Source organism: Caulobacter sp. BK020 (assembly GCF_004342605.1).
Classification (GTDB): domain Bacteria; phylum Pseudomonadota; class Alphaproteobacteria; order Caulobacterales; family Caulobacteraceae; genus Caulobacter.
Map to the genome: position 1 here is coordinate 321429 of NZ_SLZL01000004.1, position 7915 is coordinate 329343.

At 67.0% G+C, this 7915-nt stretch carries 8 protein-coding genes; 3 read left to right on the top strand and 5 right to left on the bottom strand.

Going from position 1 to position 7915, the window contains the following annotated elements; genetic code table 11:
• Positions 1-35 precede the first annotated feature (35 nt).
• The 3 genes from EV278_RS23930 to EV278_RS07325 all read right to left on the bottom strand — a co-directional run bounded on the left by EV278_RS23930 (position 36) and on the right by EV278_RS07325 (position 2644).
• Entirely contained in the window at positions 36-185 is a 150-nt protein-coding gene (locus EV278_RS23930; protein WP_165916548.1) for a hypothetical protein, read from the bottom strand.
• A gap of 14 nt (positions 186-199) precedes the next feature.
• Complete coding sequence (locus EV278_RS07320) at positions 200-1261, bottom strand: hypothetical protein (protein WP_243692122.1); 1062 nt, start codon at positions 1259-1261, stop codon at positions 200-202.
• A 252-nt stretch (positions 1262-1513) separates the two neighbouring features.
• Entirely contained in the window at positions 1514-2644 is a 1131-nt protein-coding gene (locus EV278_RS07325; protein ID WP_132088735.1) for a helix-turn-helix domain-containing protein, read from the bottom strand.
• Positions 2645-2979: 335 nt separating this feature from the next.
• Between EV278_RS07325 and EV278_RS07330 the strand changes: the two genes are divergently transcribed.
• Positions 2980-3486, top strand: coding sequence for a hypothetical protein (locus EV278_RS07330; RefSeq protein WP_243692116.1), 507 nt, complete (start codon positions 2980-2982; stop codon positions 3484-3486).
• A gap of 24 nt (positions 3487-3510) precedes the next feature.
• On the opposite strand, the gene EV278_RS07335 is transcribed toward EV278_RS07330, so the two are convergent.
• On the bottom strand, positions 3511-5187 hold the full coding sequence (locus tag EV278_RS07335) for an MFS transporter (protein WP_132088737.1): 1677 nt from the start codon (positions 5185-5187) through the stop codon (positions 3511-3513).
• A gap of 176 nt (positions 5188-5363) precedes the next feature.
• On the opposite strand from EV278_RS07335, the gene corA reads away from it, so the two are divergent.
• Complete coding sequence (gene corA / locus EV278_RS07340) at positions 5364-6332, top strand: magnesium/cobalt transporter CorA (RefSeq protein ID WP_132088740.1); 969 nt, start codon at positions 5364-5366, stop codon at positions 6330-6332.
• A gap of 46 nt (positions 6333-6378) precedes the next feature.
• Positions 6379-7131, top strand: a complete 753-nt coding sequence (locus EV278_RS07345) for a hypothetical protein (RefSeq protein WP_243692117.1) — start codon at positions 6379-6381, stop codon at positions 7129-7131.
• Between the two features lie 36 nt (positions 7132-7167).
• On the opposite strand, the gene EV278_RS07350 is transcribed toward EV278_RS07345, so the two are convergent.
• Positions 7168-7392: a hypothetical protein gene (locus EV278_RS07350; protein WP_056762018.1), complete on the bottom strand. Its 225-nt coding sequence runs from the start codon at positions 7390-7392 to the stop codon at positions 7168-7170.
• Between the last annotated feature and the right edge of the window lie 523 nt (positions 7393-7915).

A 7915-nucleotide genomic window follows, 5' to 3' on the forward strand; every position in this document is an offset into this window, starting at 1 on the left:
CCCGCCAACCCGTCCGTTGACAGGTCGGCGAAGCCTCAATCGATCCTGATCCATCGCTTCAGCCGCAGCAGGCGCGAGAGGTCTCGCAGCGCGCGCTTCACCGGGGGCGGGGCCGCCAGCAGGTGCGATTCCACGATGATCACCGCCCACGCGCTCCAGTCGCGCAGCCGCAGGAACAGCGGCAATCCCCAGCCCCGTCTCACGCCAGCACCTGACGGGTGATGTCGCCCACCACCGTCCGCCAGCTGTAGCGGCCGGAGGCCACGATCTCGGCATGGGCGCGGTCGACCATCGCCTGAGCCCGCTGCGGGTCCTGGCTGCGGTCCAGGGCCGCGTCGATGTCGGACAGGTCGCGGCGCACCGGCTGGTAGTGGACGCCGGCTTCAAGGACTCCGCTGTAGTCCCCCTCCACCAGCACCTGGAAAGTCCGGGTCGCCACCGCCTCGAGATGGCGCGGCGACATCGCGCGGATTTCGCCCCCCCTCGGCAGCACGATGGCGGAGGACGGCGGGGTCCATCCCTCGGATCCCGCCGACGCCAGGTCGCTGGTCAGCAGATCGCCCTTCGGATCAACGATCGAGGAGCCGCCCTCGACCCCGACGACGGCCCGGCTGGCGCCCAGCAGGCGGATCCAGGCCTCTCCCGCCAGCCGGCGCTGGCCGTCGACCGCCACGTCGGCGCGATGGCCGCCGGCTTGGGCCCAGGCCTCCGCCCTCAGCCCGACCTCGCGCTTGAGCCGGCCCATCTCGCCCAGCCAGGCCGGCGTCTCCCAGGCCCGATAGCTGACGGAGATCGGCCGCCCCGCCAAGTCGCTCGACGACCGCCGCATCAGACGATCGTCGACATAGGCGGTCAGGAAGCGCCTCAGGACGTATGATCTTTGGTCGACCGGATAGACCTCGTCCCATAGCACTGGTTCGAGCGCGGTCAGCAGCAGGTCGATCCGCGTCTCGACCAGCAGAGCGCGCAGCGCCTGGAGCCCGAGGAATTCGTCCAGCGGCGCGGCGACCCGCCGGGCTCGCGCCGGAACCGCGTCCATCGCCCGTCGCAATCCCCCAAGACCGATGGGGGTGTACCGCGCGGCCAGGGCCGTCGCGTCGACCATCACCAGATCGGGATCCAGCTGGGAGACCCAGGTCGGGTTGAACGGAAATCCTATGTTCAGGAAGGTCACCGGTCCCGGGAAACAGGTCTTCCAGGCGAAGATGCGTTGGTGCTCCCAGCGGCGCATCGGCCACTGGCCGCGCCAGTTGTACAGCACCAAGGCGGTTGGTCGGCTCCCCATGTCCAGCAGACTAGGCGACGCCGGGTTCGGCCGGGCCTTCAGTCGCCAGGCGGGCAGAAAACGATCGCGAGGCCATCAACGCTATCCTGACTAGAGCATCGCGCGGAAAAGTGGATGCCGGTTTTCCGCAAAAGCGATGCGAAAACAAAAATCTAGAGCAAATCGCGCGATTTTCTCTAGAGCGCCCGATGCGCTCAACCCGAGCGTCGGCGGCGTCGGCCGTTGCTGTCAACGCCTAAGGCTGTCGCCCTGGGCCGTGCGCAGGGTCTCGGAGGGCGACTCGCCGAACATGGCCCGGTAGGCGCCGGCGAACCGTCCCAGTTCCCAGAAACCCTGGTCCAGCGCCACCTGGGTGACCGTGGTCGGCCGGTCGGCCGCGTCCAGCAGCCGGGCCCGGGCCGCCGACATGGCCTTCAGGCGCAGATAGGCTTTTGGACTGATGTCGAGCAGGTCGCGGAAGGCGCGATACAGGGTTCGGCGCGAGATGTTCAGGGCCAGGCAGATGTCTTCGACCTGCACGGCCTGGCGGGCGCCGCCGCCTTCCACGAAATCCTCGGCGCCGCGCACGATGCGAGCGGCGTTCAGCACGCCCCGCCGGACTCCGCCCTCGACCTGGACCTCGGCCAAGGCCGTCATTACGCCGTCCAGCAATTCGTCGCGCAGGAAGGCGACGGCGCCGCTCGGAACGCCGCCGCCGAGGGCCCTCAACAGGCTGGAGCAACCCTGCAGCACGCGCTTGCAGGCGGCCCGGGCCGCGGGGGGCGGCGAATAGACGGCCGGCTCGGTCCAGAAGCCGGGGTCGGCCAGCCATTCGAAGGCTTCGGCCCGCTGCATCACCAGGCCCCATGGCGCGGTGACGACGGCATAGGCGACGTGACCCTGGAACCGCCCGTCCAGTTCGCCGCCCGGCGGGATGGCGATGATGTCGCCCGCCTCCACCCGGTGGCCCCACTGGTTGAGCACGCCCTCCTGCTCCATCACCGAAACCAGGCTGAAGGCCTTCTGGTCGACGATTCCTCGAACACGAAGATCGCCATCGAACGCCCCGGCGTCGAAACCCATGTCGCCCAGGGTCGCCCGTAGCAGATGGCCTCGGCAGGGTTCCGGCGTGAGCTGGGTGACCGTCAGGTCGCGCCCGGCGGCGTGGGCCCAGACCTCGTGCGCGCCCCGGGTCTCGCGGGCCACGACCTGACCCAGGACGATCGCCGCCGATCGCGCCCCGAACGACCGCCGCTCGTCCAGCGTTCCAGCGACTAGCCCGTCGTCGGACGGATCGCCATCGACCGGCGCCTCGGCTTGCTCCCACTCGATGCTCGACCAGGATCGAAGATGGGGATCCTTCGCGCTTTCCTTGTCCATCGGACCTCTCCTGGCGGGGACGACGCGATCAATGGCGTCCGCGCCCTGATCTTGAGACGACCGCACCCGTCGCCGCGCCCGATTCGCCCTCCAACGATGCCACGGTCGATCTGTGTTGTAAGTAAGGTGAAACCACTAGAAAGCATCGAAGTAACAGAGAAAATTACAACTTTTGAATGGCTTAGCTTGGTAATCAAGTTTTAGGTATAGTTAATTTGACGTTATTCATTAATACGAAAAATACCCAGGCATAGATGCGATTTTGGCACTCGCCGCATAGCAATCCGAGAGATTTCCGAAGAGACATGGTGACCAGGCGCCCCCTGGAGGACTCTATGGTTCGTCAGACTTGGAAGGAAATGGCGATCTTCGGAAAACGGAATCTCGCGGAAACAGCCGGCGGCGCGCCCGAGCGGGATCGCCTGGCGCAGGCCTTGCGCGACATGAAGGCGGCCTGCGACGGCGAACGGCGGCAAAGGCGCCAGATCGCGGAGAGCGGCGCCCGCCAGCTGAGTCGGGCCCAGGCCGTCCTGCGCGAGGCCGAGGCCCGGCAACGCGACGCCGAGGCGGCGCTGCGCCGGGCCCGGCGGATGGCCGCGGTCGGCTGGATGGCCGCCGAGGCCTGCCGCGACATGACCGCCCTGCACGCGGTGGCGACGAAGGCCCTGACCTCGTCCCGCGAGCGCCTGCAGGGCGACCACCGGGCGGTCAACGAGATCGACTGGGCCCTGGGCGGCCTGAACCAGGCCGAGCAGATGCTGGACCGGGTCGCCGCCTATCTCGACGCCCGCCGCGAGACCGCCCAAGGCGCCCATATCGACGGGTTGCTGGCGCGCGGCTGAGCACGCGCCAGGCCGCGCCTCGGGCTACGCCTCGATATCGACGTCCTTGGTTTCCTTGAGGAACAGGACGCCCACCACCGCGGTCACCGCGGCCACCACGATCGGGTACCACAGGCCATAATAGATGTTGCCCGTCGCCGCGACCATGGCGAAGGCCGTGGTCGGCAGGAAGCCCCCGAACCAGCCGTTGCCGATGTGGTAGGGCAGGCTCATCGAGGTGTAGCGGATGTTGGTCGGGAACAGCTCGACCAGCATGGCGGCGATCGGGCCATAGACCATGGTCACGTACAGCACCAGGATCGCCAGCACCGCCACCACCAGAGGCTTGTTGATCAGGGCGTCGTCGGCCTTGGCCGGATAGCCGGCGGTCTTCAGCGCCGCGCCCAGTTCCTTCTCCCAGGCCGTCTTGCGGGCCTTGAACGTCGCCTTGTCCAGGGTCTGGCCCGGGAACGAGGCGATGGTCTTCTGGCCGATCTTCACCTGGGCCACCGAACCGGCCGGGGCGGCCTGGTTGGCGTAGGTCACGCCGGCCTTGGCCAAGTACGACTTGGCCAGGTCGCACGAGCGGTTGAACACCGTCTTGCCCACCGGGTCGAACTGGAACGAGCAGTCGGCCGGGTCAGCCACGACCGTCACCGGCGCGGAGGCCACGGCGGCGGCCAGCTGAGGATTGGCGGCCGTCGTCAGGGTCTTGAACAGCGGGAAATAGGTCAGGGCCGCCAGGATGCAGCCCAGCATGATGATCGGCTTGCGACCGATCCTGTCCGACAGCCAGCCGAAGATCACGAAGAACGGCGTGCCGATCAGCAGGGCGACGGCCACCAGCAGGTTGGTCGTGCCGCCGTCGACCTTGAGCATCTTCTCCAGGAAGAACAGGGCGTAGAACTGGCCGGTGTACCAGACCACCGCCTGGCCGGCCGTCAGCCCCACCAGGGCCAGCAGCACGATCTTCAGGTTGCCCCAGTTGGCGAACGAGTCGGCCAGGGGCTTCTTGCTGCCCTTGCCCTCGTCGACCATCTTCTGGAACGATGGGCTTTCGGCCAGTTGCAGGCGGATCCACAGCGACACGCCCAGCAGCAGCACCGAGATCAGGAACGGGATACGCCAGCCGAAGGCCTCGAAGGCGTCGGCCCCGGTCGCGTTGCGGGTCAGCAGGATCACCACCAGGCTGAGGAACAGGCCGAAGGTGGCGGTCACCTGGATGAAGCTGGTGTAGAAGCCGCGCCGTCCGGGCGGGGCGTGCTCGGCCACATAGGTGGCGGCGCCGCCGTATTCGCCGCCCAGGGCCAGGCCCTGGACCAGGCGCATGATCACCAGGGCGATGGGCGCGGCGATGCCGATGGCGGCGTAGCTGGGCAGCAGGCCGACCGTGAAGGTCGACAGGCCCATCAGGAGCATGGTGACCAGGAACGTGTTCTTGCGGCCCCACAGGTCGCCCAGGCGGCCGAACACCAGAGCCCCGAACGGCCGCACCGCGAAGCCGGCCGCGAAGGCCAGCAGGGCGAAGATGTAGCCCGTGGTCTCGTTGACCCCCGAGAAGAAGTGCTTGGTGATGTAGGTGGCCAGCGAGCCGTAGAGGTAGAAGTCGTACCACTCGAACACCGTGCCGACCGAGGCGGCTCCGATGACCAGGGCGTCCTTGCGCCCGACGGCGCGACCGTCCTTGGCGCCCTTCACCGTTTGCGCGGCGTCGCTTCCCATTCGCATTTCCCCCGTCGCCGCGGCCGGCGATCAAACACTGTTACCGCAACCATAATGACCGGCGTTCGCGGCGTTGGCGAGAGGCTATACATGAACCGGACGAAAGCCGAAGCGTTGGCTCGGAGAAATCTTCACGGTCCCATCTTGCGGGACCAGGCAAGCGGTTGGGGATCCCGATGAGCGTCGTGGCGGCCTATGTCTACAAGGACGGCGCCCGGGTCCGCGCAATCAGCCTGGACAAGGACGACGCCCTGGCCGTCAAGCCGGGCGAGTTCGTCTGGATCGGCCTCTACGAGCCCAGCGAGGCCGAGCTGGACCGCCTGCGGACCCGCTTCAAGCTGCATCCGCTGGCGATCGAGGACGCGCTCAACGCCCACCAGCGGCCCAAGGTCGAGGTCTATGGCCGCGAGCTGTTCGTGGTGGCCCGCACCGCCCAGCTGGTCGACGCTCAGATCGCCTATGGCGAGACGGCGATCTTCGTCGGCCAGGGCCACCTGATCACCGTCCGGCACGGCTCGGCGCGGGCTCATACGGAGCTGCGCGACCAGCTGGAGGCCTCGCCGACCCTGCTGGCCAAGGGTTCGGACTACGTGCTGCACGCCGTGCTCGACTTCGTGGTCGACGGCTACCTGCCGATCATCCAGGCCCTGGAAGACGAGGTGCTGGACATCGAGCGCCGCACGCTGGAGGCCTTCCTCAGCCACGGCGAGGTCAAGCGCCTGTTCCACCTGCGGCGCGACCTGATCCGCTTCAAGCGGGTTCTCTCGCCCATGGCCGAGGTCTGCGGACGGCTGGAGCACCTGGAGACGCCCTGCCTGGACGACGACGTCCGTCCCTATTTCCGCGACGTGCTCGACCACACCCAGAAGGTGGAGGGCATGGTCGACGCCCTGCGCGAGGTGATCACCTCGGTGTTCGAGGCCGCCTCCCTGCTGGAACAGCAGCGGCAAAGCGCCATCACCCGCAAGCTGGCCGCCTGGGCCGCCATCCTGGCCGTGCCGACGGCGGTGGCCGGAATCTACGGCATGAACTTCGAACACATGCCCGAGCTGCGCTGGGTATGGGGCTATCCGGCGGTGATGGTGGGGATCGTCGGCGTGGTGGGGTGGCTCTACTGGCGGTTCAAGAAGAACGAGTGGCTGTGACAAACGCCGCGACGCCGGAAAGGCGGCGATTGTCTAAATAAACTTTATGGCGAACCTATCGAAAAAAATCAATTTATGGTTCAATCGCGAGAGTACGAGTTGCTTAGCGTCCGCCCCTCAAATCCAGCGCTCGGACACGATCATGCACCGTCAAAGTGGCCCCGAAACCCCCTTTCCTCTCGCCGCCAGCGTCTCGGCCTCGCCCGGAGGCCCCAGCATCTGGCCCGTTCCCCCGCCGATCCCGAACAGCAGCGCCAGCGGACCGCCGCCCGGCTACACAGAAAGTTACGGAAGGGCCGAATACCGGGCGTTTCGCCTGGGACGCGCCCTGCTCATCCAGGCCTGGGGCACGCTGTCGAGCGTGAGCCAGATCCCGGACATCCGGCAAAGCCCCCTCAAGATCTACCCGCCGCAATTCGACTTCTGGGTCTACACGCCACAGTTCGCCCTGCCGGCCCTGAAGCCTTTCAAACTGTCAGAGATCTTCGGGTTTCCGACGGGCGCGCCGGTCGTCGTGATTCACGACGCGGACGGCCACCATACGATCGGGATCGAGGACATCGTCTTTGACGAACCGCCGGCCATCGCCCTCAAGGGCGGGACGCCCCCGCCCGAAGAGATCGGCTATGGAAAGTCGTTCGAGGCGGCCTTCGCCGCCGCGGTGGCCGCGCTTCCCACGACAGCTCCCGGCTCGGCCGACAGCCTGGCGACCTATCGGCTGATCGAAAGCGGCCTGCGCCGCGGCGGCGTCGCGGGCATAAACCTTCACTACGCCCGGGTCGACGTCACCTTCTCCTGAGCCGACCGCCCGGGCTGAGAGTCGGCTCGGGCGCCTTCAGCTCGCCCAGCGGGCCGGATGCAGGAAGCGTCCCGCCTCAGCGCCGTCGCGCAGGAACACCCGAACCTCGGCGGCATGGCCCGAGGCGGCCAGGCGATTGGCCAGGTCCCGGGCCGCGGCCTCGGCCCGACCGCCACGTTCGAAGGTCAGTTCGGCCTCCAGGGCCTCGGAACGCACGGCCCAGCCCTGCTCGGCCGGGGCGACGGAAATCAGCAGAGCCATCACGAGCTCCTTACGCAAATCGAATTTGGGAGCGCTGATCCAACAGCGCGAACGAGCGGTTATTCGGGCGTCAATCGGCCCCGAAACGTCGAGGTCAGATCGGCATTCGCCCTACGAGGGGATGACATCGACACATCTTATAGGCTCGCAACTTCACAACTTGACGACATGGCTACAGCTCAGACGCAACCGACGCGAGCCAGAACTCCTGACCCCGTTTTCAGTTTCTCGGGTCGTTCGATGATCTGTCGACGCGGCCAGAAAATCTGCCGGGACTAAAACCATATTCATTTGATAGGTTTTAAGCGGCGACGCCCTTTCCCTCCCCTTTGGGCGACGCCGGCGCGCGCCGCGCGGACCCATCGGGGGATGGGTGTTCGCGCGGCGCGTCTTGGCCTTGCGTCCTTCGAGGCGCGCTCATGAGCGCGCACCTCAGCAACTGTGTTTTTCCACGATGAGGAGGGGCTGGGACAGGAAGCTGGCTTTGTCTCTGAAGGCGGCGTTGAGAGCGACCAGGAGCTTT